The 25,069-nt window shown below is 37.9% G+C and carries 25 protein-coding genes; 6 read left to right on the top strand and 19 right to left on the bottom strand.

All coding sequences use genetic code 11. From position 1 onward, the window contains the following. The 11 genes from GQR45_RS15895 to murJ form a co-directional block, all read right to left on the bottom strand. The gene (locus GQR45_RS15895; protein WP_165726462.1) at nucleotides 1-531 is read right to left on the bottom strand and encodes a pilus assembly protein PilX; all 531 of its coding nucleotides are present in this window, start codon (nucleotides 529-531) and stop codon (nucleotides 1-3) included. After that, the gene (locus tag GQR45_RS15890) at nucleotides 519-1,529 is read right to left on the bottom strand and encodes a PilW family protein (protein WP_165726461.1); all 1,011 of its coding nucleotides are present in this window, start codon (nucleotides 1,527-1,529) and stop codon (nucleotides 519-521) included. The genes GQR45_RS15895 and GQR45_RS15890 overlap by 13 nt, the downstream gene beginning before the upstream one ends. A gap of 1 nt (nucleotide 1,530) precedes the next feature. Further along, a complete protein-coding gene (pilV, locus tag GQR45_RS15885; RefSeq protein WP_165726460.1) occupies nucleotides 1,531-2,094 on the bottom strand; it encodes a type IV pilus modification protein PilV in 564 nt (187 codons plus the stop codon). Between the two features lie 183 nt (nucleotides 2,095-2,277). Continuing rightward, a complete protein-coding gene (locus GQR45_RS15880) occupies nucleotides 2,278-2,979 on the bottom strand; it encodes a LytTR family DNA-binding domain-containing protein (RefSeq protein ID WP_165726459.1) in 702 nt (233 codons plus the stop codon). Continuing rightward, nucleotides 2,976-4,010, bottom strand: a complete 1,035-nt coding sequence (locus GQR45_RS15875) for a histidine kinase (RefSeq protein WP_165726458.1) — start codon at nucleotides 4,008-4,010, stop codon at nucleotides 2,976-2,978. Before GQR45_RS15875 ends, GQR45_RS15880 begins: the two co-directional genes overlap by 4 nt. A gap of 39 nt (nucleotides 4,011-4,049) precedes the next feature. Further along, nucleotides 4,050-4,979, bottom strand: a complete 930-nt coding sequence (gene ispH / locus GQR45_RS15870) for a 4-hydroxy-3-methylbut-2-enyl diphosphate reductase (protein ID WP_007581370.1) — start codon at nucleotides 4,977-4,979, stop codon at nucleotides 4,050-4,052. Beyond that, nucleotides 4,979-5,419, bottom strand: coding sequence for an FKBP-type peptidyl-prolyl cis-trans isomerase (gene fkpB / locus GQR45_RS15865; RefSeq protein WP_002958231.1), 441 nt, complete (start codon nucleotides 5,417-5,419; stop codon nucleotides 4,979-4,981). The genes ispH and fkpB overlap by 1 nt, the downstream gene beginning before the upstream one ends. Beyond that, the gene (lspA, locus tag GQR45_RS15860) at nucleotides 5,416-5,916 is read right to left on the bottom strand and encodes a signal peptidase II (RefSeq protein ID WP_007376920.1); all 501 of its coding nucleotides are present in this window, start codon (nucleotides 5,914-5,916) and stop codon (nucleotides 5,416-5,418) included. Before lspA ends, fkpB begins: the two co-directional genes overlap by 4 nt. Before the next feature lie 12 nt (nucleotides 5,917-5,928). After that, nucleotides 5,929-8,757, bottom strand: coding sequence for an isoleucine--tRNA ligase (gene ileS / locus GQR45_RS15855; protein WP_024589422.1), 2,829 nt, complete (start codon nucleotides 8,755-8,757; stop codon nucleotides 5,929-5,931). Between the two features lie 5 nt (nucleotides 8,758-8,762). Further along, complete coding sequence (ribF, locus tag GQR45_RS15850) at nucleotides 8,763-9,713, bottom strand: bifunctional riboflavin kinase/FAD synthetase (RefSeq protein WP_165726457.1); 951 nt, start codon at nucleotides 9,711-9,713, stop codon at nucleotides 8,763-8,765. Nucleotides 9,714-9,797: 84 nt separating this feature from the next. Beyond that, entirely contained in the window at nucleotides 9,798-11,378 is a 1,581-nt protein-coding gene (murJ, locus tag GQR45_RS15845) for a murein biosynthesis integral membrane protein MurJ (protein WP_010555111.1), read from the bottom strand. 253 nt (nucleotides 11,379-11,631) lie between these two features. Between murJ and rpsT the strand changes: the two genes are divergently transcribed. Continuing rightward, nucleotides 11,632-11,892 (top strand): 30S ribosomal protein S20, encoded by a 261-nt coding sequence (rpsT, locus tag GQR45_RS15840; protein ID WP_002958225.1) that lies wholly within the window; start codon nucleotides 11,632-11,634, stop codon nucleotides 11,890-11,892. A 75-nt stretch (nucleotides 11,893-11,967) separates the two neighbouring features. On the opposite strand, the gene GQR45_RS15835 is transcribed toward rpsT, so the two are convergent. Next, nucleotides 11,968-12,351, bottom strand: coding sequence for a response regulator (locus GQR45_RS15835; RefSeq protein ID WP_002958224.1), 384 nt, complete (start codon nucleotides 12,349-12,351; stop codon nucleotides 11,968-11,970). 113 nt (nucleotides 12,352-12,464) lie between these two features. Between GQR45_RS15835 and GQR45_RS15830 the strand changes: the two genes are divergently transcribed. Together GQR45_RS15830 and GQR45_RS15825 are read left to right on the top strand one after the other, a co-directional pair. After that, nucleotides 12,465-12,908: a hypothetical protein gene (locus tag GQR45_RS15830; RefSeq protein WP_101217800.1), complete on the top strand. Its 444-nt coding sequence runs from the start codon at nucleotides 12,465-12,467 to the stop codon at nucleotides 12,906-12,908. 106 nt (nucleotides 12,909-13,014) lie between these two features. Further along, nucleotides 13,015-13,260, top strand: a complete 246-nt coding sequence (locus GQR45_RS15825; protein ID WP_002958222.1) for a hypothetical protein — start codon at nucleotides 13,015-13,017, stop codon at nucleotides 13,258-13,260. 194 nt (nucleotides 13,261-13,454) lie between these two features. Here the strand turns inward: GQR45_RS15825 and GQR45_RS15820 are convergent, their stop codons facing one another. Together GQR45_RS15820 and GQR45_RS15815 are read right to left on the bottom strand one after the other, a co-directional pair. After that, nucleotides 13,455-13,601 carry a hypothetical protein gene (locus tag GQR45_RS15820; RefSeq protein WP_002958221.1) on the bottom strand — a complete coding sequence of 49 codons (147 nt, stop codon included), beginning with the start codon at nucleotides 13,599-13,601 and terminating at the stop codon, nucleotides 13,455-13,457. Between the two features lie 96 nt (nucleotides 13,602-13,697). After that, the gene (locus GQR45_RS15815; RefSeq protein WP_165726456.1) at nucleotides 13,698-14,618 is read right to left on the bottom strand and encodes a glyoxylate/hydroxypyruvate reductase A; all 921 of its coding nucleotides are present in this window, start codon (nucleotides 14,616-14,618) and stop codon (nucleotides 13,698-13,700) included. A 129-nt stretch (nucleotides 14,619-14,747) separates the two neighbouring features. Between GQR45_RS15815 and GQR45_RS15810 the strand changes: the two genes are divergently transcribed. Then, a complete protein-coding gene (locus tag GQR45_RS15810) occupies nucleotides 14,748-16,454 on the top strand; it encodes a lysophospholipid acyltransferase family protein (RefSeq protein WP_024589427.1) in 1,707 nt (568 codons plus the stop codon). A gap of 70 nt (nucleotides 16,455-16,524) precedes the next feature. Here the strand turns inward: GQR45_RS15810 and dapE are convergent, their stop codons facing one another. Continuing rightward, a complete protein-coding gene (gene dapE, locus GQR45_RS15805) occupies nucleotides 16,525-17,712 on the bottom strand; it encodes a succinyl-diaminopimelate desuccinylase (protein ID WP_165726455.1) in 1,188 nt (395 codons plus the stop codon). A 263-nt stretch (nucleotides 17,713-17,975) separates the two neighbouring features. Here dapE and GQR45_RS15800 point away from each other — a divergent pair, with 263 nt between their 5' ends. Then, complete coding sequence (locus GQR45_RS15800) at nucleotides 17,976-18,629, top strand: OmpW family outer membrane protein (RefSeq protein WP_165726454.1); 654 nt, start codon at nucleotides 17,976-17,978, stop codon at nucleotides 18,627-18,629. Between the two features lie 80 nt (nucleotides 18,630-18,709). Here the strand turns inward: GQR45_RS15800 and GQR45_RS15795 are convergent, their stop codons facing one another. Further along, complete coding sequence (locus GQR45_RS15795; RefSeq protein WP_002958217.1) at nucleotides 18,710-19,243, bottom strand: thioesterase family protein; 534 nt, start codon at nucleotides 19,241-19,243, stop codon at nucleotides 18,710-18,712. A 105-nt stretch (nucleotides 19,244-19,348) separates the two neighbouring features. Between GQR45_RS15795 and GQR45_RS15790 the strand changes: the two genes are divergently transcribed. Then, the gene (locus tag GQR45_RS15790; protein ID WP_165726453.1) at nucleotides 19,349-19,843 is read left to right on the top strand and encodes a hypothetical protein; all 495 of its coding nucleotides are present in this window, start codon (nucleotides 19,349-19,351) and stop codon (nucleotides 19,841-19,843) included. A gap of 28 nt (nucleotides 19,844-19,871) precedes the next feature. On the opposite strand, the gene tyrR is transcribed toward GQR45_RS15790, so the two are convergent. The 3 genes from tyrR to bcsE form a co-directional block, all read right to left on the bottom strand. Next, nucleotides 19,872-21,428: a transcriptional regulator TyrR gene (gene tyrR / locus GQR45_RS15785; protein ID WP_165726452.1), complete on the bottom strand. Its 1,557-nt coding sequence runs from the start codon at nucleotides 21,426-21,428 to the stop codon at nucleotides 19,872-19,874. 193 nt (nucleotides 21,429-21,621) lie between these two features. Next, entirely contained in the window at nucleotides 21,622-23,202 is a 1,581-nt protein-coding gene (bcsG, locus tag GQR45_RS15780) for a cellulose biosynthesis protein BcsG (protein WP_165726451.1), read from the bottom strand. A 169-nt stretch (nucleotides 23,203-23,371) separates the two neighbouring features. Continuing rightward, nucleotides 23,372-24,994: a cellulose biosynthesis protein BcsE gene (bcsE, locus tag GQR45_RS15775; protein ID WP_165726450.1), complete on the bottom strand. Its 1,623-nt coding sequence runs from the start codon at nucleotides 24,992-24,994 to the stop codon at nucleotides 23,372-23,374. Nucleotides 24,995-25,069: the final 75 nt, after the last annotated feature.

Genomic DNA, 25,069 nt, shown 5'->3' with positions numbered 1-25,069 from the left:
TTAAATTCCCTTACCCGTACTGGCCATCTCTTGAGCTATACCAGTTACTATAGTTAACTGGTGCTTGCTTTTAGAGCCATATTCTATCGTAGTGGATACTTGAACCATGTTGCATGAAACACCCGCTGTAAAACTATAACTACGAGGGCAATTAAGCTCTAGCGAACCATTATTTAAGTTCGTCATTATGCTTTTCATTTCGTGTCCAGGCTCTGTAATGTCCTTCTCTGGTATAGTGATTTTATTACCATCACCATCAAGCTTCCCCGAATCTGTAGCGATCTCATCTGGAGTAAGAAAAAAGTCACTATCAGCACCTTTTTTAGCTTCTGACGCAATAACTCTTAGCACCTCGCCAATCAATTGATTTTCTGCAACTTCTCGCTCTTGCGCTGCATTGGTAATCTTAATATCAATCGTACTACTACTCATAAGAGTAACTGCAATGCCGGTAACAGCTATCACCATAATTAATGCTGTTAAAAGCACCACACCTTGTTGCTTACTTGGTAACAACTTTAGATTCTCCATAGATTACCCCCAACATTACTTAAACGAATAGTTGTTGTAAAAACAGTTCTTCTATAGTTATCATCAAAATTTAATTCTCGCTTTCCAGCTCCCTCACCTAAAAAATATTTTTGGTTTTTAAGTTTTATTCCTGGGTCTGGTTGAAGTGCACGGATTAATAGAAAAACTTGCACCGTTAACATACCTTTGCGGTTTTCCCATTCAGCAGCAGTAATTGTGCTGGGGCTTTTGTAAGTATCAACTCGACTGTCGCTATTAGTGTCTAATCCAAACAAAAAACGCATATTTTCGACCCCTTCCATTATCGTTTCAGAGGTCATTTTTCCATTTACTAATCGTTTTCGTCTTAATACGGGAACTTTTATTTCTTGATTATTTACTACATATTCTTCTTCTTTAATATAATAAACATGATGGCTATATGGCCAAATAGTTGCATTGATATTTGTCGGGGTATATTTGCCAGTTACAAAGCGTGCTTGTTCTTGTTCTGCGATAAAATAATTTATTTTATCGCTAGTAGTATTAGTACCAGCAACAGCATCATATTGAGGGTCACCTTGTAAAAACTTTAGTTGAAGAATATCGGTCTCTTTATCATCAGCAGGAATAATGCCATCGTTTATGCAATTCAGGTTATCTTTGCTCTTAGTAGTTTTTGCATAAATAGTGCGAAAATTACTACTACTGGTTAGATCTGGAAAGCTGCCATTATTAGCTCCCTCTGAGCAATCACCTGCTACCCCCGTCGCGGTAACCGTTGTGTTTGCTGCAGTAAATGAATCATCGTAATAAGTTCCCCAAAAGCCCACTTGCTCTATATCGCGCTGCATAATATTAATGGCTAAGCGGCCAGACTCTTGGAGTTCACCTATGCTCATCGTGTCTTTTGTGGTGACTTTCATACTAATAAAAGTGAACATGACACCACCTAAAATCAAACCACCAATAAATAGCGAAATCATAACCTCTACAAGAGTAAATCCTTTTTGCTTCATGCTAACTCCTCACATATATATAACTGGTTAAAACCACTAAACGGCGTTTATTGTTAGGTTCATCACCACAAGTTACTTTTCCTGTAACTGTATTTGCTTTAAACTCTTGTCGCCCTTGCCATGATATAATTACTTCAATGTTAAACCCTTTGCCTCCAGTATCTGCCACTGAGGTTGGATTTATACATATTGTCGCATCATCTAAAGTACCCGTATTTTCACTAGCTCGAATAGCACGTTTCCATTGTGTTATATCTAATTTTGCTATATCAGAAGAGCTACATATTGCACCAAAGCAACTTGAGTAAGTATTACTATTCGCTGAGCTTTGTATAACGCCTCCGTAATCTTTTATCATATCAATAGTGTCATTAGCACGAATACGTTGAATAATGTCATTTCCCAGAGCAACTGCAGCAGCACGCTGCATAGAATCAAAGCTTGCTTGCTTTGCTTTTGCTTGCAGGGCAACTGCGCCTAAAAGGCCAAAACTAAGAATAATAAATGCAATTAACACTTCAATTAGAGTGAAGCCTCTTTGCACTTTTGTTTGAGATGACTGCATAGTAGAACCAAATAAAAATTATCTGATTATAAGTTTATGCTATTTATTTGAGGAATCAATGAGGCCTAAGACAAGCGGTTATATTTGTTGATAAACGGTTAATTAAATCGGCTCATTCAACAAAACAGTAGTAATTATGTGTAAATGCATTTAAGTCAGAGGCAACTTAATTGCGAAATAAGTCTAAAGCGTATTCTTAACTAATTTAAGCTCGCGACGGCTCACTGGCAATAACTCGCTGTATCCTTGTAGTTCAATCAAATGATGGCTATTACCTTTGGAATGCAAAGCGATTACTTTTTGTTTATTCACTAAAGTATTGCGGTGAATTCGTAAAACATATGCGGGATATTGCAGCTCTAATTGCTTTAAGCTTTGTTCAAGTAAAGCCTCTCCACCTGAGAATATCATTTTGGTATATTTTTCTTCTGCACTAAAGTACAAAACATCATTTATATCAACACTACGTAAAGTACCCGCTAACTGATAAGATACTTTTACATTTTGTTGTTTTTGAATATGTACTTTATTTAAACGGCCTACTTGCTTAAGTACCTTCTGCAGTGATTGCTCTGTAATAGGTTTAACTAAATAACCTGCAGCACTTAACTGTAAAGCATCGTAGGCATGCTCAGGGTGGGCAGTTATAAAAACAACAGCAGGAGGTAGGGTTAAACTATTAAGTTCATTAGCAACTTGTAAACCATTCATACCGGGCATATCAACATCTAAAAAAATCAAATCTGGCGTTTGCTTTTTAGCAAGTGCTAAGGCTTCATTACCATTACTTGCCTCACCTTGCACAACTATACTTTTATCATGTGCTAACAAACGGATTAAGCGAGATCTCGCCAGAGGTTCATCATCAACAATGAGTACATTCATACACTGCCCTCAATTAGCTTAGGGATAACGACCTTGACCCTAAACACATCATTTTTATTAGTAATTGTTAGCTGTGCTTTATTTTTATAATAAATATTTAATCGCTGGCGAATATTTTCAAGTGCCATTCCGTTATTAGGCCTAGTTTGAGCATTAGAAATTGTTATAGGGTTGGAAACAATCATAGTTATATAGCCGGTCGTGATATGTAGCTCTACTTTTATTTCTGCACCATGCTCACTTGTTTCAACGCCGTGGCATACCGCATTTTCAATTAATGGCTGCAGGGTTAAGCAAGGAATGCTCAATGCGGGTAGTTCATTAGGTATTTGCCAATCAACTCTTAAGCGATTACCAAAACGCCATGTTTCAAGTGCGATATATTGCTTACTCAGCGTTATTTCATCTTCAAGAGATACATTCTTCCCCGAGTGCATTGCAGCCTGCGATAAGGCGGCTAATGCTAAAATAGCCTGTTCTGCCGCATCGGCATCATGATGAGTAAGCTCTGCAGCAGTGTTTAAACTATTATATAAAAAATGAGGGCGTATTCTAGCTTGTAAGGCATCAAGCTCTGCACGAGAAAGTGCTTTAGTTTGCTGCTCTTTTTCAAAATGAATTAATAAAAATTGGACGAATAAAGCCGCCAGTAAAGCTACTATAATACAATTGCGAAGTGTGAAATAAATTAGGTTATTTGTATCATCTATATCAAAAGCAAAATGAGAAAATAAAATACTAAAAATACAGGTAGATAATAAAAAAGAGACAAAAAATAGACTTAATTGAAAAGTTTGAGTACGTTTTTGTAAGAAAAATCTACAGAAGTATAAAGAAGAGGTACCGACTAAAACAATTAAATGCATAAACAAACTAATGATCCCAAGTCGAAGCCAAATATCTCCTTCTACATTGGGTGCAAAAGCTAAAACAATAGCAATAACTTGAGAAACAATAAGCGTGGCTAGTACGCCTCGCTCATTAAAAAGAGCCGAAAAAAGCAAACCATCATTTTGAAGTGACTTGCTCATAACGACTCTCCTTTAATCTAAATGCTTGATATATTTAAATTAACGTAGCTCTACAGGAACAGCAAAGACTATATTTTCTACTTCACCTGGGTTCTCAACAACCTGTGTGCCACCTAGCTCTTTTAACCGGCTTATTACTTGTTGTACAAGTACTTCTGGCGCAGATGCTCCCGCAGTTACACCCACTGATTTAGAGCCTGAAACCCACTGTTCTTGCACATCAGTTGCGTCATCAATTAAATAAGCAACTGTGCCCATTTTATCTGCAAGTTCACGTAAGCGATTAGAGTTAGAGCTATTTTTAGCGCCAACAACTAATAGCACATCAACTTTATCGGCTAGGTCACGAACAGCGTCTTGACGATTTTGTGTTGCATAACAAATGTCATCTTTACGAGGTCCGTCAATTGATGGAAACTTGTTGCGCAGTGCATCAATAACATCTGCTGTGTCATCAACTGAAAGCGTTGTTTGACTACAGTAAAAAAGGTTTTCAGCATTTTTTACATTAAGCGCAACAACATCATCAACGGTTTCAACAAGGTAAATACCACCGGCTGAGTTATCATATTGTCCCATTGTTCCCTCTACTTCAGGGTGACCATGGTGTCCAATTAAAATACACTCAATACCTTTACGACTCGCACGTGTAACTTCCATATGTACTTTAGTTACAAGCGGACACGTTGCATCAAATACTTTTAAATCACGACGTTTAGCTTCACTGCGAACAGCTTGCGAAACACCATGTGCACTAAAAATAACAATGCTGTCGTCAGGTACTTGATCAAGTTCTTCAACAAATACTGCACCACGACTTTTTAATCCATCAACTACATAGCGGTTATGTACTACTTCGTGGCGCACATAAATTGGCTTTTCAAAAATATCTAAGGCGCGCTCAACAATACTAATAGCACGGTCAACACCAGCGCAAAAGCCGCGTGGATTAGCTAGTAATATTTCCATTAACCTTCCACCTCAATAATATCAACTTCAAACGTTAAACGTTGGCCAGATAAAGGGTGATTAAAATCAATCGTTACCGACTCACCTTGCACTTCGCGAACTAATCCAGGAAGCTCGGTGCCATCAGGTTGAGTAAACGCAATAATTGCACCTACTTTGGCTGGTGTTTCTGGGCCAAATTTACTACGGTCAACGTAGTAAATATTATCAGGGTTTGGCTGACCAAACGCATCTTCAGGTTCTAATTCAAACGTTTTACTTTCGCCTGCAGTTAGCCCTAATAAACACTTTTCGAAGTTTGCCGTTAAGCTGCCATCGCCCATTGTTAATTTAGCAGGTTTGTTGTGCACCTTGGTAGAATCAGCGGCAGAGCCATCTTCTAATTTAATAGAAAAATGGAAAATAACTTGCGAGTTTTCACCAATTACAGCTTGGCTCATGCTTTATGCTCCTTCGGACTCTCGCCGGTAAAGGCGTCAAATAACAATAATGCTGCGCCAATACAAATAGCGCAATCGGCAATATTGAATACAGGAAAATGTGAGTCTTTATAAAATACGTGAATAAAGTCGATTACATAACCATACGCAATACGATCGTATAAATTACCAATAGCGCCTGCAAGTACCAGTGCATAAGCACCGCATAGTACTTTGTTTGTTGCAGGTAAGCGTTTTAGCCACCACACAAGTAAAGCACTAATAGCAATGGCAATCGCACTTAAAAACCAACGCTGCCAACCACCCGCTTCACTTAAAAAGCTATAAGCAGCACCATAGTTATGCACATAAGTAATACTAAAAACAGGGAGTAAGTTTATCGACTCTTGATAAGCCATAGTCCCTACAACAAGTGTTTTACTGGCAAAGTCTATTACTAGTAGTAATAGACTCAACCAAAGCCACACTAAACCACTTTTTTGGGCTAGTTTGCTCACTAAGAATAACTCCTAAGCGAATTGACGCTTTTCGCCTTCGCCGTCAACATTACTTACACAACGACCACAAATTTCAGGATGAGCAGGGTTAACACCTACATCTTCACTGTAATGCCAACAACGCTCACACTTAGCAGCATCTGTTGCAGCAACACTAATGAATAAACCTTCAATTTCGGTAGCTTGTGTATCTGCTGGCTGGCTATCAACTTCAGAAACATTTACGGCCGATGTTAATAATACAAAACGAAGTTCATCACCAAGCGCATTTAATTTAGCGGCAAGCTCTTTACCCGTGAATAAATTAACCGTTGCTTGAAGCGTTGCACCAATGACTTCTTCTTTACGTGCAGCTTCTAATAAGCGGTTTACTTCGTCGCGTACTGTTAGAATTTCTAACCAGTCATCGTTACTAAATTGGCTATTTGTTGGCGCTTGTAAGCCATCGTACCAAACAGATGTAAATACGTAGTCACTACGCTCACCTGGTAACGCTTCCCAAATTTCTTGTGCGGTAAAGCTCATAATAGGTGCCATCCAACGCGTCATTGCTTCTGCAATATGATAAAGCGCTGTTTGACAAGAACGACGTGCATGGCTGTCGCTTTTAGCAGTGTATTGACGGTCTTTAATTACATCTAAATAGAACGAACCAAGTTCACCCGTACAGAAGTTCATTAGCTTTTGCGTTACTAATAGCATTTGGTAGCTGTCGTATGCGGCTAAAATCTCATCTTGCAACTGAGCAGCACGACCAACAATCCACTTATCAAGTTCAACCATATCATCAACAGCAACTTGATCTGTTTTTGGATCAAAACCATTTAGGTTAGCTAGTAAGTAACGGCTAGTGTTACGAATACGGCGGTAGCGATCGGCAGAGCGTTTAAATATTTCATCCGACACAGTCATTTCTGCCGTGTAATCGGTAGAGGCAACCCATAAACGTAGAATGTCGGCACCTAGTTTATTCATAACATTTTGTGGTGAAATAACATTACCTAGTGACTTAGACATCTTGCGGCCGTTTTCATCAACAGTAAAACCATGAGTCAATACTTGGCGGTATGGCGCATGACCATTAATAGCCACTGATGTCATCATTGATGACATAAACCAACCACGGTGTTGATCAGAACCTTCAAGGTATAAATCAGCTGGACCAACCAAGTCTTCACGTGCGTCTACAACACATGCGTGTGAAACACCTGAGTCAAACCATACATCTAGCGTATCTTGCACTTTCATGTATTGCTTGGCATCTTCTTCACCAAGTAATGTAGCTGGTTCTAAATCGTACCATGCCTGAATACCAGATTTTTCAACTAGCTGTGCAGCTTGCTCAATGAGTTCTTGAGTATTTGGATGAAGTGCACCGGTATCTTTATCAGCAAACAATGCAATTGGCACACCCCAAGTACGTTGGCGAGATATACACCAATCTGGGCGGCTTTCAACCATGTTCGAAATACGGCTTTCGCCCCACTCTGGCAACCACTGCGTGTTTTTAATTTCTTTTAAAGAATCTTCACGTAAGTTAGCCTGATCCATACTTACAAACCATTGTGGTGTAGCACGGAAAATAATCGGTGTTTTATGGCGCCAACAATGTGGGTAACTATGAGTTATAGCATGATGATGCATTAATGCACCGTGCTCTTTTAATACTTCAATTACGCTCGCATTTGCTTTAAATACATGCTGACCTGCAAAAAGTTCAGTATCTGGTAAATAAACGCCATTAGCGCCAACAGGGTTAGCTACTTCAAGGTTGTAATTTAAACCAGCCACGAAATCTTCTTGACCATGCCCTGGTGCTGTATGTACAACACCGGTACCTGAGTCAGTCGTTACGTGTTCTGCAACAATCACTGGTACATTAAAATCATAAAAAGGATGGGCTACTTGTAAGTTTTCAAGTGCAGCACCTTTTACATAACCTAATACGTGGAAGTGATTAAAACCAAAGCGGTCCATTGCATCTTTAACAAGCTCAGAGCCTAAAATTAGACGTTGTTGTACGCCTTCATCTTCAACCTGCACCAATGCATATTCTAAATCGGCATGCACAGCTACCGCGCGGTTTGCAGGAAGCGTCCACGGTGTTGTTGTCCAAATAACAGTACCAACACTGCCTTCACCTTTATGACCATCAGCCAAATCAAATGCACTAACAACAGCATCTTGATCAACAAATGTAAAACGTACATCAATCGCTGGTGATTGCTTATCTTGGTACTCAACTTCAGCTTCTGCTAATGCAGAACCACAATCTGTACACCAATGCACAGGCTTAGCACCTTTATGCAAATGACCTTTTTCAATAATACGACCAAGTACACGAATTGCATTCGCTTCAAAGTCAAAGTTCATTGTTAAGTAAGGCTTATCCCAATCTGCAAATACGCCTAAACGTTTAAAATCAACTTTTTGACCTTCAACTTGTTTTTTAGCGTATGCACGGCATTTTTCACGAAACTCGCTCGCGGTTACTTTTACGCCCGGCTTGCCTACTTTTTTCTCAACCATTAACTCGATTGGTAAACCATGACAATCCCAACCTGGGACTAATGGTGAATCAAAGTCAGATAATGTTTTAGACTTAACAATAATGTCTTTTAATATTTTATTAACTGAGTGGCCTAAATGGATATCGCCATTTGCATACGGAGGGCCGTCATGCAAAATAAAGGTCTTTTTACCTTTCTTAGCGCTGCGAATTTGACCGTACAGGTCGTCTTCATACCATGCTTTAAGCATTTTTGGTTCACGTTGTGCCAAATTGCCACGCATTGGAAACGGTGTTTCCGGTAAGTTCAAAGTATGTTTATAGTCGCTCATTTATCCTACATTCCGTCTCTATCGGCTACCTGATTTAAACCAAAACACTGCTTAGCGGCAGCAACATCAGTTGCTATTTGCGCCGTTAATTGTGTTAATGTCTCGAATTTTTTTTCATTGCGAAGTTTTTTTATTAACTCCACATGCATAAATTGTCCGTAAATATCCTGTGCAAAATCAAAAAGATGAACTTCTAATAATGCACGAGTTCCATTAAATGTCGGCTTATTGCCTACATTTGCAACTCCAAAAATCTGTTTTCCTGCAATCGTTGCTTGCACTGCAAACACCCCGTTGACAGGACACACTTGGCGTTTTAGGGCAATATTTGCCGTTCTAAAACCGAGTTCACGTCCTCTTTTCCAACCGTGTATAACACGCCCAGAAATAGCATAATCGTGACCAAGCATTGTTTTAGCACTTGCTAAGTCGCCAGATGCTAAGGCATCTCGTATTAAAGTACTGCTTACTCTAGCATTTAATTGACGAAAACTCGCGGTGCTTTTTACGTCCATGCCCGCCTGCTTGCCCATGCTAGCAAGTAAGTCAAAGTTACCTTGGCGCTGCTTTCCAAACTTAAAATCATCGCCAACAGTGAGAGCTTTAACACCTAACTTTTTAATCAAAATATCATTAACAAATTGCTCAGCATGCATGTTTGCAAATTGCTGATTAAAGCTAATGCAAATAACTCGCTCAATACCTAAATCACTAAGCAAACGTAGCTTATCTCGTAAGCGCGTTAGCCGTGCTGGGGCATTATTTTTAGCAAAAAATTCTTGTGGCTGGGGTTCAAATAGCATTACAGTGCTAGACAAACTATGCGCTTTAGCATCACTAAGTAAGCCTTTTAATACTTCTGCGTGGCCTAAATGAACACCGTCAAAATTACCAATAGTTAACACACAACCAAAGTGGTGTGGGCGAATATTGTGTATACCTCTAATTAACTCCATGCCACCTAATGCCTTGTTTAGCGAGTTATTAATTACGGCTAAAAATTAATTAAAGCCGCAGAGTTGCCGATTATAATCTTTTTTTTAGTTTGATTCAGTAATTGCTACACTTTTTATCGTATTTAGTCTAACGCCCATCAAAAATAGCATTGCAAAGTAACTAATACCTGCCAAAGCCACGAGTGCTATTAATAAGACTACCTGCTGTGTAAAAGCCCATGTAGCCCAGTAATAGTAACTGCTCACAAACCATGTAACAGCTCCCATAACCATACTTGCAACAACACATTTAAGTGTAAAGCGCATACTCATTGATGAAAACTGATACACATTTTCTTTTTTAAGCTGCCTATACAGCAAAAATGCATTACAACTAGCCGATAGCGAAGTAGCGAGTGCTAATCCTAAATAACCAATGAAAGGAGCCAGCATAATATTAAATACCATATTCAACACTAAGGTAATAATACCAATACGCACCGGCGTTTTTGTGTCTTGACGAGCATAAAAGCCAGGAGCAAGTACTTTAATCAGCATAAAGCTTACAAGCCCTACTGAATATGCGACTACGCCTAAACTTACTGCTTTAACATGATCAACACTGTCTTCTTTAAACGCACCGTGGTCGAACAATACGGTGATAATAAGCGGGCTGATGATCATTAGACCTATCATTGCTGGTAGGCCTAAAAATATAACAAAACGCACCCCCCAGTCGAGAGTATGCTGAAAGTCACTACTTTTTTTACTGCTATGTAACCTAGAAAGCGCCGGTAAAATAACTGTCGCAATACCAATACCAAATAAGCCCAGCGGAAATTCAATTAAACGGTCTGAATAATAAAGCCATGCAATCGAGCCTGTCATCAGTAATGACGCAATCATGGTATCAAGCAACAAATTAATTTGGCTAATAGATACGCCAAACAAAGCAGGAAGCATAAGTTTACGTACTTTTTTTACGTTTTCGTCTTGCCATGCCCAGCGTGGACGCGCCAACATTTTTGCACGGTATAAAAATGGAAGTTGAAACAATAACTGCACAACGCCACCAATAAATACGCCAATTGCGAGTGAATAAGCCCCAACACTAAATTTATCATGTAAAAAAATTGCACATGTAATGATAGAAACATTGAGTAAAACAGGTGTAAATGCAGCAACAGCAAAACGGTTATATACGTTCATTACCGCACCACTAAGCGCAACTAAGCTTACAAAAAACAAATAAGGGAATGTAAATTTAAGTAATGAACTTGCAAGTTCAAACTTTTCGGCATTGGGTCCGCCCTGCCACCAATCTATAAACCAACCGGTGCCAAACAATGCTGCAATAACGGGTGAAGCAACAACACCTATAATAGTGACAATCAGTAAAATGGTTCCTAATGTGCCTGCTGCTTGTGCAACAAAAAGTCTGACCTTGTCGTCGCCTTGCTGTTCTTTAATTTCACTCAGCACAGGTACAAATGCTTGTGCGAAGGCACCTTCTGCAAATAAACGACGTAAAAAATTAGGAATACGGTTAGCAAATAAAAAAACATCAGCCGCCGCACTTGCGCCTAATAAATTGGCAACAACAGCATCTCGAACGAGCCCTAAAATACGCGATATCATAGTCATACAACTAACAATCATACCGGAGCGAAATAAACCTTTTGACACCTTAAACCTACTCAAAAATCCTCAAGATAAGCGATTATGCCACAGTCTTTTTTATAAATCGCTTTAAAGCACTAGGCTGGGGGTCTGTGCTTTGTTACAATGTCGGTATTAACTGCTAAAGCGGCAAATTGATGCTCGTTATATGGTGCAGTTTTTCTTGGATTGTTAAATTTAAATTGACATCCATGATAGAAACAGGCATATTCCACGGCCTTTAATTTAAGCTTTATTTTAAGATTGTTAGGAGCAAACCTTGGCTAACATCAAGTCTGCAAAAAAACGCGCTATCACAAGCGAAAAAAACCGTCAGCACAACGCAAGCCGTCGTTCAATGATGCGCACTTACTTCAAAAAAGTAATTGTTGCTATTGAAGCGGGCGATAAAGAAGCTGCACAGCAAGCTTTTTCTGTTGCTACACCTATCCTAGACCGTTACGCAACTAAGGGTCTAATTCACAAAAACAAAGCAGCTCGTCATAAGAGCCGTATAGCAGCTAAGATTAAAGCTCTATAATTTGTTTTTGATAGAATATAAAAAACCGGCTTTTGCCGGTTTTTTTTTGTTTAAATTTTAAATGTACTTACTTTATTAGACATTTTCTAAATCTGGATAAAACTTCTTAAGCATTGCCGCTATTTTTTTAGGTGTAAATGGCTTTACTACAAACCCTTTAGCGCCTTTATCAATTGCATCCTTAACATTCTCAATACCTGAATGTGCAGATACCATAACCACATTTGTCTCTGGGCTTAATTCATTGATTTGTGCAATCAAATCTTTACCATCACCGTCTGGTAATTCAATGTCTAAAAAAATGATATTATAATTTGCAGCTTGGCACTCACTAATACATTGTGAGGCAGTAGATGCTTCCTTTACGTTATCTATCCCTAAGTGCATGAGCGTTTGGCTCAAAAAACTACGCACTGTGCTAACGTCATCTACAATTAAAATTGATAGCTGCGTATTCATCTTTATTCCTCGTAGGCTATAAGCTAACTTTAAGTTATCATAATAATTAGCTTAGTATATAAATTTACTCATTTAATTATAGAGACCTACGGAAAAAAGGCCAGATTTGCTTTATGTCTAAAACCCCAAATAAACAATCGTTGCTAGGTAAAGCACCGGCAAGAAAAAAAACAGCGCAAAAAAGAAAACCTCAGCGTTCTACTCAGCGCCCTTCACCTGGCGAGTTAAATTCCAGTGCAAAGAATGATATAAGCCAAAAAACAACGCAAAAAAAAGGACTGTTTATATCACTCGCTGTCGTTGCTGTAATAATTTTAGCTTTTCCAAAACCTACCTTACTCACCTATAAAAAATTAGGGATGGTAAGTGAGAGTGTTTACTGGCCCGGATTCTTTGGCAAGGGGGCTACTTTGATTGATTCAAACCTACACCCCACCTATGATTCTAGCCGTGAGTCCCTTTATTTATGCAGTGACTTACAAAAACCGCAGAGCTGCCAAAAGTATCAAGTAATTGCTGATAATGGTTTATTTTCAGCAATCGGTAGCTACTTTTAGCATTAAAAAAACTAATCTGAAAATTTAAAATTACTTGGTTGAAAGGTGCGCAAAAGATCAACATAATGGCGCTCCTTTTTTCAACAACTGAACTATTGAAACGACCATGCTAAACGAGCTAGATTGGCTTTTAAATACTACACTACTTGCACTAGGTTTAGGTGCATTCTTTATTAACCAGATAACACTGCTGCGCGTTGCCGCCATTAGTGCGTGTGGTTTATTATTCTTATCATTTAGCTTAGATCTTATGTCGTCGAGTGTTATTTCAAATATGAGTTTAGTGTTGATCAATACTTTTTACTTGTTTAAAGTTTATACATTTGGGCAATTTAATGTAACCCAAAGTTAACAACTTTTCCCTAGAATATTTAATAGCCCAGCATTGCTGGGCTTTTTTATTGCTAATTTTTAAAATATTAGAAACACGATGGATCAGGACAATATTAAACGCCACTGAAGCACCACTACAATAATGGTGCTGTGCATGTACTGTTGAGAAAAACGAGAAGAAAGACGAAAACCGAAAATACCTAATAAGCTAGGTTAATCTGCTATTGTTAATTCACTTTGGGTTTGTGTTTTAGATGGACTATCTTCAGCGTTAGCCTGATTAAACCAAGCTGAAACACCTAGCACAATAATTGAAATAACAACGAGGCTTAATTTAGCCCCACTTTGACTGGATTTCATAACAACCTCTTTATATTTTTATTAGTGAGAATATCTTTTACACTAATGAAAATTACAAATGTTAACAAGCTGTTTTTTAAACTAATTAGCTATCAGCTAATAACCTTTAGTTCTATCCACTGAATTATTGAGTGCTAAACCCTTATTCAAACGTTCAATATTATCGGCTATTTGGTCTATAACGCTATTTAAATCAGATAGCGCTGCACAATGTGGTGTAAGTGTTATTTTGGAATTTCCCCAGTAAGGGTGGTTCTGCGTTAAAGGTTCTTGGTCAAAAACATCCAAGGTAGCAGCGCGTAAGCTATCGTTATTTAATGCATTTAGTAAATCTTGCTCAACCACATGAGCACCACGTGCCACATTAATAACAACAGCATGTGAAGGTAGCTTAGCGAGCATTGAATGATTAATAATACCCTTCGTTGCCTGCGTAAGAGGTAATAAGCACACGAGATAATCAATCTTACAAAGCATATCTCTAAGTCCTTCATCGCCATAATAAACCTCGACATTAGTCGTGTTTTTATTACTTTGCGCCCAGGCACTTACTTTAAAACCATTAGTTACAAGTTTTTGCGCACATGCTTTACCTAATTCGCCAAATCCAAGTATACCAACATGTTTATCACTAAAAGCTCGTTTTGGCTTCCATGTTTGCTGTGTTTGTTTAGTGTAATACTCTTTTAAGCGTAATTTTTGAGCTAATACATGTGTAAGTACATATTCCGCCATATCTTCAGCTAGTTGCATGTCAACAATACGTACTACTTCAACACTTTCGTCGAGTAATGTTAAATCGATACTGTCTACGCCAGCACCAAATGACGACACAGCCTTTAAGTTAGGTAGCTGTGGCCACATAGATTCTGGCGCTTTCCACGCAAGTACAAAATCCACATCATGTGCGTTTTTGCAATCAGGCCATTGCTCTATCAGCGTATTTGGTAATCGCTCTTGTAACTTCGTTATTAGTTTTGTGTTGTCACGCCCAGTTATAGCAACCAATACCGACATAAATTCTCCTAACAATACACAGTTTATAAGTTAGCACTTTAAAAAGTCACACTACTGCAAAGTAACTGTCACACCCTTTTTTTAATCTTACATGTATGGCGAATAGGCCAAACGGAATATGAGGTTAATATGATAAGTGTTGATAAAGTAATTGCTGCAAACTTACCACAACTAGAGAACTCTCCAAAAGTAAAAGGTTTAGTAAAAAAAGGCCTAGGCTACTTATTACATGAACAAGAGTTTGTTGCTTTTGGTGATGCCTACCCTCACCTACAAGGATTAGAATTTGTTGAACAAGTGCTCGATGAACTCAATTTTGATACGCGCTATAAACCTAAGCAGATAGAACATATTCCTAACGAGGGTAAACTTGTTATCGTTGCTAACCACCCTATTGGTTCATTAGATGCTTTAGCACTTATCAAAGTACTTTCAACTGTAAGACAGGATTTAAAAGTAGTGGCAAACCGCATGTTGATGTCGGTTACTCCAATGCACTCACTTTTACTCCCCGTAGATAACTTATCAGGTATGAGTAAAAAACAAGAGCTTAGTAATATACAAAACCATTTAAAGGATGAAGGCGCATTACTTATATTTCCGGCAGGAGAAGTATCGCGATTAGGGCCAACAGGTATTAAAGACTGCAAATGGAATAGTGGCTTTTTACGTATGGCAAAAAAAGCTAACTGCCCTATTTTACCTATTTATATTAAAGCCAAAAACAGTCCACTTTTTTATGGCACATCAATGATTTATAAACCTTTGGCAAGTTTACTATTAGTGGCCGAAATGTTTAAGCAGCGCCAAAAATCTTTAGAGTTTGAGATTGGCGCCTCTATCCCTCCTGAATCTTACTTAATAGAAAATCTTAAAGATAAAGAAGTTGTAAACCTCATCCGTAAACAGCTTTATAGGCTTACAACAAAAAAAGCACTGCCGCTAAAAACACAAACACCTATCGCTGTTCCCGAGTGCAGAAAAGAGCTAAAAAAAGCAATTGAGCAATGCCAACTACTTGGTAAAACGCAAGACGGTATGCATATTCATCTATACCAATATGCAGGTAGCTCACCTATTTTTAGAGAGTTAGGGCGCCTGAGAGAAATAGCATTTAGAGCAGTCGGTGAAGGTAGTGGTAAGCGTCGTGATATAGATAAATACGATATGGATTACCAACACCTTGTACTGTGGGACCCAATGCAGCTAGAGCTGGTAGGTGCTTATCGATTAGCCTGTGCACAACAGATAATACAAAAACATGGCCGCGAAGGTTTGTATACTGATAGCTTATTTTCTTATACCGACGCTATGACGCCCTATCTAAAACAAGGAATTGAGCTTGGTAGAAGCTTTGTACAGCCTAAATATTGGGGGCGTAAGAGCCTCGACTATTTATGGTATGGCATTGGCGCTTTTATAAAAAGCTATCCACAGTACAGATACTTGTTTGGTGCTGTAAGTGTATCAAATGCTCTACCCGAGCAAGCAAAAGCCATGCTCGTTTATTACTATCAGCATTACTATAAAAGTGGTATTGAATTAGCTACGCCTAATAATGAATTTAAATTAACTGAGCAACAGCTAACCCAGTGCAATACTCTTTTTTGCGGCAATGACGTAAAAGAAGATTTTGTAGAGTTAAAGCATGTGTTAGCTAATATGGGGGCTCAAGTCCCTACTTTATTTAAACAATACACTGAACTTTGTAAACCAGGTGGCGTGCAATTTTTAAGCTTTAGTATTGATCCCGATTTTAATAATTGTATTGATGGATTGGTATTGGTCGATCTTGAAAATGTAAAAGAAAACAAAGCCAAACGTTATTTAGAATAACCAATAATAAGAGAGTGCTTTATATTTATAAAGTACTCGATTTATATTTAATTATTTATAAATATCTGCTCTAGTAGAGTTGTATAAATATCTGCTCTAGTAGAGTTGTATAAATAGCTTCAATTTTAAGTAAATCACTAATAGGTACGTGTTCATTAGCTTGATGAATCGTATTGTTTCGCACACCACATTCAATAACTTGAGTATGGGGGCTGGCAAAAAATCGTCCATCTGATGTCCCTCCATTTGTACTTAGTAATGGGTAACTTGAGGTGTTTTTGTAAATAGCCTGCTCAATATGAGTAAGTAAACTCCAACCCGTATTATGGCTTGTATAATAAGGCTCGCATGGGCGTTCCCACTCAATTGTAAAATGCTCAGCAAACTTGTTTAGGGTATTCATTAATTGCGTTTTAACTGCTGCGCTACTGTAACCGTGGCTATAACGTACATTAAATGTAATCTCACAATGGCTTGGCACTAAATTATCGACCACATTATTTATGTTAATTCCAGTCACTTGCAGTGTGGTTTTTGAGCTAGCCACATCGAGTAACCAGATCTGATCACTCAAGCTATTTACTATTTTTGCAGCAATATGAGCAGCATTGAGTGTGTTTTGAGGATAAGCTACATGACCTGCCTTACCAGTAACTAAAATCCGAGCTGAAAGCGCACCACGACGGCCATTCTTAACCGTATCGCCAACTTGTGCCACACTTGATGGCTCCCCTACAATACAGCCATCTAATACAACACCTTGCTTGGCAAGCTTATTAACTATTTCTTGGGAACCAAATTCAGCTTCTCCCTCTTCATCTGACGTGATAAGCCAGTAAAGAGTCCCTGCTTTAGCGGATTCACTATTAATTAACTTTTTTGTGGCGCTAAGCATGGCGGCAACACCCCCTTTCATATCGGCCGCCCCTCTACCATATATTGCATCATTGCGCACTCGCCCTTCAAAAGGAGGACTTAACCAACCGCTACTTGTTGCTGGTACTACATCAATGTGCCCTGAAAAAGCAACACATGGGCCATCTTTGAATTTTATGCAGGCAATTAAATTGGTTACACCATTTATAGTAAATTGCTCGCAACTTAAACCTAAATCCACCAATTTATCTGCAAGCCAATCAATTGCACCCGCTTGGTTAGGGGTTACTGATTCAAAGCGAATTAGTGTTTGTAAGTGCTCTACAACTTCTTTTTGAATATCCGTTGTTTTTGATTTTTTTTCGAATGCTTCTAAAAACATGTTAAACACACTTTATTATTTAATGTGCCTTTATTAAAACGTGAGTTTATGACTAAGCGATGTCAGCCTTAATACATTCATATGACTGTTGATGAAATAAATATGTCAATCTTTTCAAAAACAGAACGACGCTAAATTTAATCTAAATCAATAAAGCATTCCACAAGGTTAAAATGTTTTTTAAACTTTGATCTAGAACAGGTTTTCATTTTTATTGCTCGGTAATAATAGCGCCAATCAAACAGTAGTTCTTGGAGAACAACATGAAAACTCAAATTAGCATCGCATTATTAACCTCTTTATTAGCACTCTCTCCAGCTGCACACGCTAACTTTAGCGTAAATGTTGGCGCTATTAACGTAAACCCTGATAACAGTAGCTCAGCAATTAATGAAGCACCTACGCTGGGCCTTAAAGGTGATTCAGATACTCAACTAGGTATCACTGTAGATTATGCATTTAACGATCAATGGGTGTTAGAACTAATAGCAGCAACACCTTTTTCACACGATGTGAATGGCGCAGGCGGCTTAGCAGGCAACAAAATTGCAGATATAAAACAGCTTCCTCCTTCTTTAGTTGCGCAATACCACTTTTTAGACACAAGTTATGCGTTAAGACCTTTTATAGGCGTAGGCATAAACTACACTGCATTTTTTGATGAGCAACCTTCTCAAGCACTTAAAGCGACGCTAGAAACAGACGATGTAGAAGTAAAATTAGATGATTCGTTTGGCTTTATGGCTCAGGTAGGTGCTAACTATAAAATTGATGCAAACTGGGGTCTACACGCCATGGTATCAATTATGGATATTGATACCGATGCCACTGTTTATGCTAATGGTGCAAAAGCACTTACATCAACTGTTGAGCTTGACCCCGTTGTTGCTATGTTCGGTGTTAGATACAGCTTTTAAAGCATATATAAAGTAGTACGTAGTTACCCAATTACAATGTGTGTTAAAAGGCCGAAAGGCCTTTTTTTCATTTGTAGAGATTAGGGCAGGTTACTTAACTTTTTCTGCTCTAGCATTTCTTTCCAGTGCATAACTTCACTTGGCAATATAGGTGTTTGGCCATCAAAACCAGCCACTTCAAGCATTTCTTCAATACTTATAATCCCTTTTTTACTTTTAAATACACCGCGTACATAAGCAATAGCATGTAAGCCTCGTTCTGAGTGAAACTTTTGCTCAATATAAAAGTATTTATGATCCCATCCAACTAACTTAGTACTTATTGTATATCGCTGCATAGGCTTAATATCACGAATATAAGTAATAGCAGTTGCGTTAACAATCGGAAACCAGCGACGCTTCATTATTTGTTTAAGCAAGCCAACGCGCTCAGTCATCCAAGTTCGAGATAAATCCATCATCGCGAGGTAACGTGAGTTTGTTAAATGTAAATTAATGTCACAATCAGTAGGTAGAGCTTTGTAATCAATATCTACCGTATCAAGTAAATTTTGATATTGCTTGTTACGTTTAATTTTAAAAAACAATAATAAAAGTCGAATATATAAGTTCACAAAAAAGGTCTTACCAGTTAAATTTATTCGAGTGTAGCATAGCCCCTTGCGAAGACGAATATTCTACTTTAATCTTAAATCATTATTACAATAAAAAGATAACTAATGAAATCAAAACTAAAAATTATCGCTTCACTGGCCCTATTAGTACCTAGCTACAATGCTTTTGCCGATTTTTCATTACCGGGTAAAGGCTCTATTACTTACCCTACTGGTGTAGTTAAAGAATTTAAATTTGGTTTTGAATGGCAGCAAAAAGCTGAGAAATTCACTATTGGATCTAAAAGTTACAATATGGAGCAAATTCCTAGCTCTTATTCTGTCGCCATCACGCTTTCAAAAGATGACAGCCAAGTATGGATTCAAGAATTTAATAATGGGTTTATTGAAGAGTTTGAATGGCTAATTGGCGAACATACAGTCACTCTAAAAAAGCAGCAGTTTAGCGATCCGGTAAAAGGTGACTATGTTATTGAGCTAAATGGCCGTAGCTATTTTTTCACTCGTAATAACGCCAGTATTGTAATGAACTTTAACGAAGAAGGTATTGAGACGATTGCAGTTGATGGGGTAACAAAAAATATGGGCACTAAAAATTAGTCCCCATATTTTAATTTCTTTATGTTAATTACACTTTTACTGTTTTTCGGTTAATCCCGTAATCACGTAATTTATTAGCTACCGCGGTGTGACTTAGACCCAATCGCTTAGCTAACTGACGTGAGCTTGGATAAGCTGGGTAGAGTTTGCGTAGTAAAGTCGCTTCAAAACGTTTAACAGCTTGATCTAGTGAGCCTTCAAAATCAGACTCTAAATACCCTAAATCATGGGTAAAAGTTGGTAACTGTAAATGCTCTACGCGAAGCTCGCTATCATCTAGTAACGACACTGCACGGTAAATTGCATTTTCCAGCTGACGAACATTTCCTGGCCACGGATACTCTTGTAAAAAGCTCAAACACTCTTGTGATAAAACAGGAATTGCATGACCATTTTGTTGCGCATATTTTTGAATAAAATGCTCTGCAAGTGGTCCTACATCTGCTTTTCTATCTCTTAGTGGTGCTATTTCTAAAGTAAGCACGTTTATACGGTAATATAAGTCTTCTCTAAAAACCCCTTCTTGTACCATTGCAGGTAAGTCTTTTTGAGTAGCGGCAACAATACGTACATTTACTTTAACTTCGTTCTCATCGCCTACTTTTCTAAACGTACCATCTTGTAAAAAACGCAGTAACTTAGTTTGTAGTTGAGTCGACATTTCGCCAACTTCATCTAAAAATACAGTTCCACCATCGGCTTGCTCTAATACACCGCGCTTAGGTGCTGCATTTTCTTCGTACCCGGCATAACCAAATAACTCAGACTCAGCAACATCATCAGGAAGTGAAGCACACGACAGTGCAATAAAAGGTTTAACAGAACGATTAGATGCATAATGGCACGCTCTAGCTAATAACTCTTTACCTGTTCCTGTTTCACCAGTAATCAAAATAGGGGCTTCTAGTTGCGCCATTTTGCGTGCTTCGCGCACAACTCGGCGCATTGCCGTACTAAAGTTATGGATAGTAGCAAAGCTTTCTTGCCCGTAACGTCTAAATGCACTGACTTGCTGCCCTAACCGACTTTGCGATTTAATGTTAATAACCGCACCAGCAAGCACATCACCTTCAATACCTTGAGGCACTGCAATTGGCAAAATGTCTGCAATAAAATCCTCACCAGCAACTTCAACGCGTGTGGTTTGTCCGAGTACTTCTTTACCTTCTAACCAGCGTGTAAAGTTAAAGCCTTTAAGCAGGTTATTAATATTTGCACCAATCACGTCTTTTTCAATTAGCTGTAAGTCTTTACATGCTGCATCGTTACATAAACGTACCCAACCTTTGGCATCAATAGAGATAACCCCATCAGGCAATGCACGTAGTAAAGTATTTAATTCGTTGTGTTCACGCTCAGATGGTAAAAATGCAGTGGTACGCACATCATGTACACCGTCGATTAAACGTATCGATGGCATAATTTTTTGGAATTGTTCAAATTCAATTTCGGGAAAACTAACGTACATACGACAATTTATAGAATCGACTTCAATTCCTTTCAAATCAACGCTGTAGTTAACTAATATATTAAGGATTTCTTGAGCAATACCAATTCGATCAGCACAGTGAATATCTAGACGCATACATCCTCAAAGAAGGAAAAACTATATTAGCCGAATAATACGCTAAGTCGCTTTGAGAAGGTAGTTTATTGTAAACATTTTTGGACAAAACAGCTTTTAGAGCCAAAGGGTGGGATGTAATTAAACGAAAAAAAACAGCACTGATATCTATATTTAACTATACCAGTGCTGTTTATTAAATCTTATTATGAGACTACTTACCTTGTGGGTAAGCTGACCAATCACCACCATCTAATTGTATGAATGGTCTTTGGTTAACATACATCATTATTGTGCCTTCATTTTCAGCAACTTTAGGTGCTTTAGGTAGATTTTCAAGTAAATTAGCAACACTATTCTTCCCACCAAACACATCAGTTTGCAGCGTCTTACTTACCAGCTCTGAAAGCGCAAAGTAACTTGTTGAATCATCAACCACAATTTGCGAGTAGTTTTGTACGTCTGGGCCTATAAATTTAATCGCTACAGGTACAGACACAATTGCAGGACTAGGGATTTCACGTAATCCTGCAAATTGTACTTTATCACCTTTTAAGTTAGCGCCGTGTTCAGGCACTATCATTAACATAACGTTGCGACCACGCTTTTCTAATTTTTTTACAAATTGGTTAATATCAGCAAACAAGTTTTTATGTCTGATTGGGTATGTCTCTTTACTATTCACCCTTGGTTGATTCTCTAGCTGATTACCGTCATGTAAACTTGTGGTGTTGTAGTACATCGCACACGGCTTACAATCATCAGCTTGCTCTAACCAACCATCCAGCACAGCTTCATCTGAGTAAATAGGGCTATTATCAAAACCTCGAAGCGCCACTGGCATTGAATCGATATTAAATGGCGTGCTATCTAGGCCACCGTACTTATTTATTAAACCTTTAAACTCATCAAAATGTCCGTCGTGATTCATCACAACATTATTTTGATAACCTAGTTTTTCTAGGTTTTTAAACAAGTGACATTGTTCAGGTGCCTCTTTAAATAATGCCGTTTGACTAGTTTGGCCACAACTAGCGCGCAGTAGCCTTACCGCAGCTGGTCCGCTGTATGATGTAGCCGAGTTAAAGTCTGAAAACACCACATCAAAGTCTTTATACATATCAGTAACACTTACACCAATAGCATTTAAATCAGCAACAGCCATTGAGCATATGTTCAAAATAATTACATCAAACAGTTCACCATTTACCTGGCTTGGAAAGTGACTCATTAATAAGCTTTGTTGTTGATAAAAATCAGCTAATTTTTGATCAGGAGATTGTGCTGCCTGAGTGATCACTTGTGTTTGAGGATTACTTTGACTCTGTATAACCGGCTCAGGGTTAGCCACATTATTAACGAATTGTGATTGAGAGTTACCCCCTTGCCATCCTACAACTAACAGCCCAACGATAGTGACTGTTGTAAAGCGTATCCATTGCGATGTATACCAAAAACACACACTAATTACGAACAAAGCCAATAACATATCAATGTTAATAACACGGGTTAATAACTCAATAAAATAACCAAAACTAAAATCTTGAACGTTACCCGCTTGTTTAGTCAACCTGTTTATTGGTGGCAACCATGAGTCTTGGTAAAGTAATACCACAGCAAACACAGCACCTACTATATGTTTTGCCTTCTCTATTAATGGCTGTTTAAATTTAATCGCAAGCAACGCAGCAAAAGCCGCATTAGTTAATACGTTAAAATCAATTGCACCATAATAAAACAGAGCAAACTTAACTAAAAAATAAAGGTTCCAAACCCCTAAACCTGATAATTTCACTTCTTATCCTTTTTTACTGTATTTGGTGTATAAGGCTCTAGTACTTCATGTTTAAAAGTGAGCTTATAATAATATTTTGTTATTTGAGATAAAATGTATTTGCCTAGCATACAAAGCACCGCGCCAAGCACCATTGCAAGAAACACGGTAATTAAAAGCTGATTCATACTCATAAGTTGTCTCTTAATTTCATTATAAAAGGCTTAGCATCTGGACGGCTTTTACTAGAAAATTCAGGTGTGTTAATATTTTCAGTAACGCTGTTTGCTATATCAGGTGCAAATTTATAGCTATCATTCTCGGCAAGTTTTTGCGAGAAATCTACAACACTCTTACCTTTATAAAAACGCCTTAATTGTTTACATTCTTGTTGAATGTAAAAGTGATCAGAAATTACATTTTGCTGTACAAAAAAATCGCTTGTTTTTAATTTAAACAAATGCTTAATCGCATTATCAACGTCATTCTCTCTACAAGCATGCAAATATAAATAAACTGTATTATCTGCAATACTAAATACATCACCTTCGCGTTTAATATGAAATAAATGCAAAGGGTGTATTGGGTCGATTCGTGGCAGTAATTCAAGCTTTACTAGCACACCGCTCACACCTAAATTAACGGCTGAGTCACTATGAATTTCTACTTGTTTTGTAAACTCAATGAAAGGTAAATATCCTTTCGAAAAAGTGTTTTCGGTGTATTTCAATACGTCCTCAACTGAGGGAGGTAAAGGCCTAGAAAACTGAAAACCTTGAATAGATTGAATTTGTGAGAGCAACCGAGAAGGCTCCGAAAAGCTATATAGAATAAGGTTTACACCCAATGTTAAAAATAAACATTCATCTTGATGGCGAATAACACCATCAACATTTTGAATAACAAGCTTTAACCAGCGCCCACAGTTTTTTCTAAGTTCAAAACACTGCTTACCTAATAACGCTAAATCAGTGTAGCGCGTTACTGCAAAAATTAAGGTGGCTGCTTCTACCTTTGGGCCTTTATTAAATAAGTCATTATTATCTTTTACACTATTATAGTGCATTGGTAATTTAGTACCTTCGGGCACCGCACTTTGCACAAGCCAAACATCGTCTTCATCGGAAAAGTCTGAACTTTTAGGTGCTTTGCTCTCGCTTATTATTCCCTTTTGAACAACAAACTGATTATTACTTAATAATAACGGGTAATGTTCACCAGCAATAACACCCGTGCTATGGCGCCAATAATCATATTCAAGAACTCGCATTGCAGAATCATTATCAACAAAAACCAGCCCATCAAATACATTATTTAATCGCCTAACTAAAAAGCGGTAGTTAGCAATATCAGGCCCAGATATTAAAAATAGTAATGTAGCTCCGGTACGACGAACAAAGTCGTTGTACTCATTCATCATCAGCTTTAAGCTTTTTTCGCCAACACTGTTTAACTGTGTTGTATTAAAATGAACAAAAATGAGCGCTTCGTTTAGACGTTTATAAGCACTTATCTCTTTTATAATACCTGAATTGATTCGCTCAATTGAATAGTGTTGTGTTTCTGGGGCCAACGAAAAAGGATGTACTCGATTATGTTCATAAGCATAATTTAACGATGCAGAAAAAGAAGAATCAAAAAATGATTCAGCCTCTTGAGAAACTATATATATATCATTAGCCAAACTTTGGTTAATTGAATGTAACGCTAATTCGATTGCAAAATTGTCTAAAGGGGCTAAAACAGCATAACTTGAAGCCGATTTTAACTCTTTTGCAGCAGGCTCTAATCCCGTTATGTTAAAGTAATGCACTTAAAATGCCCTATAAAAAATACTTTTTTACTAGTTTTAACCGTTATTCTATATATAATAGCCAAATATTGTCCA

This window comes from Pseudoalteromonas sp. SA25, from assembly GCF_011378705.1.
Taxonomy (GTDB): Bacteria; Pseudomonadota; Gammaproteobacteria; order Enterobacterales; family Alteromonadaceae; genus Pseudoalteromonas; species Pseudoalteromonas arctica.
The sequence above is the reverse complement of the archived record's forward strand: the minus strand, read 5'-3'. Positions and strand labels throughout refer to the sequence as shown.

Coding starts and splice junctions, on each gene's coding strand:
- GQR45_RS15895 (WP_165726462.1), bottom strand. CDS start 531: ATGGAGAATCTAAAGTTGTTACCAAGTAAGCAACAAGGTGTGGTGCTT.
- GQR45_RS15890 (WP_165726461.1), bottom strand. CDS start 1,529: ATGAAGCAAAAAGGATTTACTCTTGTAGAGGTTATGATTTCGCTATTT.
- pilV (WP_165726460.1), bottom strand. CDS start 2,094: ATGCAGTCATCTCAAACAAAAGTGCAAAGAGGCTTCACTCTAATTGAA.
- GQR45_RS15880 (WP_165726459.1), bottom strand. CDS start 2,979: ATGAATGTACTCATTGTTGATGATGAACCTCTGGCGAGATCTCGCTTA.
- GQR45_RS15875 (WP_165726458.1), bottom strand. CDS start 4,010: ATGAGCAAGTCACTTCAAAATGATGGTTTGCTTTTTTCGGCTCTTTTT.
- ispH (WP_007581370.1), bottom strand. CDS start 4,979: ATGGAAATATTACTAGCTAATCCACGCGGCTTTTGCGCTGGTGTTGAC.
- fkpB (WP_002958231.1), bottom strand. CDS start 5,419: ATGAGCCAAGCTGTAATTGGTGAAAACTCGCAAGTTATTTTCCATTTT.
- ileS (WP_024589422.1), bottom strand. CDS start 8,757: ATGAGCGACTATAAACATACTTTGAACTTACCGGAAACACCGTTTCCA.
- ribF (WP_165726457.1), bottom strand. CDS start 9,713: ATGGAGTTAATTAGAGGTATACACAATATTCGCCCACACCACTTTGGT.
- GQR45_RS15835 (WP_002958224.1), bottom strand. CDS start 12,351: ATGAATACGCAGCTATCAATTTTAATTGTAGATGACGTTAGCACAGTG.
- GQR45_RS15830 (WP_101217800.1), top strand. CDS start 12,465: ATGTCTAAAACCCCAAATAAACAATCGTTGCTAGGTAAAGCACCGGCA.
- GQR45_RS15825 (WP_002958222.1), top strand. CDS start 13,015: ATGCTAAACGAGCTAGATTGGCTTTTAAATACTACACTACTTGCACTA.
- GQR45_RS15820 (WP_002958221.1), bottom strand. CDS start 13,601: ATGAAATCCAGTCAAAGTGGGGCTAAATTAAGCCTCGTTGTTATTTCA.
- GQR45_RS15815 (WP_165726456.1), bottom strand. CDS start 14,618: ATGTCGGTATTGGTTGCTATAACTGGGCGTGACAACACAAAACTAATA.
- GQR45_RS15810 (WP_024589427.1), top strand. CDS start 14,748: ATGATAAGTGTTGATAAAGTAATTGCTGCAAACTTACCACAACTAGAG.
- dapE (WP_165726455.1), bottom strand. CDS start 17,712: ATGTTTTTAGAAGCATTCGAAAAAAAATCAAAAACAACGGATATTCAA.
- GQR45_RS15800 (WP_165726454.1), top strand. CDS start 17,976: ATGAAAACTCAAATTAGCATCGCATTATTAACCTCTTTATTAGCACTC.
- GQR45_RS15790 (WP_165726453.1), top strand. CDS start 19,349: ATGAAATCAAAACTAAAAATTATCGCTTCACTGGCCCTATTAGTACCT.
- tyrR (WP_165726452.1), bottom strand. CDS start 21,428: ATGCGTCTAGATATTCACTGTGCTGATCGAATTGGTATTGCTCAAGAA.